Source organism: Kitasatospora sp. A2-31, from assembly GCF_022288725.1.
In the GTDB taxonomy this organism is placed as follows: domain Bacteria; phylum Actinomycetota; class Actinomycetes; order Streptomycetales; family Streptomycetaceae; genus Kitasatospora.
The window spans coordinates 1-1,145 of the sequence record NZ_JAKNTA010000246.1; the positions used below are offsets into that span (position 1 = coordinate 1).

The 1,145-nt window shown below is 74.3% G+C and carries 1 protein-coding gene; it reads right to left on the bottom strand.

What is annotated here, in order from left to right; genetic code table 11:
* Positions 1 to 106 precede the first annotated feature (106 nt).
* Complete coding sequence (locus tag MCM47_RS41230) at positions 107 to 1,048, bottom strand: methyltransferase domain-containing protein (protein WP_238951883.1); 942 nt, start codon at positions 1,046 to 1,048, stop codon at positions 107 to 109.
* Positions 1,049 to 1,145: the final 97 nt, after the last annotated feature.

The following is a 1,145-nucleotide window of genomic DNA, read 5'->3' on the forward strand; positions in this document are numbered from 1 at the left end:
CCTCGGCGACACCAGCCGGCGCGGTGGCCCGGCCGCGGAGTGACCGCCGCGGAGTGACCACCGGCCGCACAGGAGGCCCGCTGCGGCCGGCGTGCGCCGCGGCGGGTCACGGCCTGACGGCCAGCGCCTTGAAGAAGGGGTAGTGGAAGGTGCCGCCCTGCTCCGCGGTCCGGTGCAGGTCGGCGATGCCCCGGTCGAACTCCTCCGCCGTGGTGAGGCCTGCCGCCAGCGCCTCGGCCCGGGCGGACTCGACCATCGCGATGAACGTGCGCCGGGTGAAGCCCTCCACCAGATCCGGGCGGCTCCCGTCCGCGTACACGGTGCGCGGGCGGACGGTGATGTCCCGGAAGCCCGCTCCGGTCAGCAGCGGATGGAGCCGGCGGCCGATCAGGCCGTCGCCGCCCGCGAGGCTCTGCAGCCGGACCAGGTGGTCCACCGTGGCCCGGGCCGCAGCGCTCTCCGGATGGAAGAACGTCGAGCCGTGGTCGCCCTCGACCACCGTGATGGTGCCGCCCGGCTTCAGCACCCGGCGCAGCGCCGCCAGGGCCGCCGGCGGGTCGGCCAGGTGCTCCAGCACGAAGCAGACGAAGAGGTGGTCGAAGTCGCCGTCGACGAACGGCAGTCGGTGCAGGTCGCCGTGGTGCCAGTCCACTCGCGCCCCCGGTGCGAGCGCCGCCACGTGGGTTCGTGCCTGGGCGAGCGAGTCGGCCGAGACGTCGACCGCGGTGAGGTGGATGCCCGGGCTGCCGGCGAGCAGGTGGACGGTCTGCGCCCCGACGCCGCAGCCCACTTCCAGCACCCGACTGCCCGGTGGGTAGGCCGTGCCGGCGTGGAGGAGCTCGACGAGGGTGTTCGCCTGGTCCCCGAGGCGCCGGGCCTCCGTCTCCGAATAGCCGTGCACGTAGCCGGTCGCGCTGCCGGTCGGGTACGCGAGCGCACCGGTCGTGGTGCCGGTCGGCGAGGTCGTAGGCCGCGTGGTTCCCGCCCGGTCCGCGGCCGTCGCAGGGTCCGTCGTCGCCGTAGCCGTCTTCGCAGTCGTCGTGGTCATCGTCATGTCCCCACCCTGGCCCGCACAATGGACCGGTGAACAGGTCCAATCAGACGCCCACCGGCAGGTCCAAAGGCCGCGCCGAACGCGACGCCGA

What these genes read in the sequence shown, in the direction of transcription:
- MCM47_RS41230 (WP_238951883.1), bottom strand. Translation starts at nt 1,048, where the DNA reads ATGACCACGACGACTGCGAAGACGGCTACGGCGACGACGGACCCTGCG.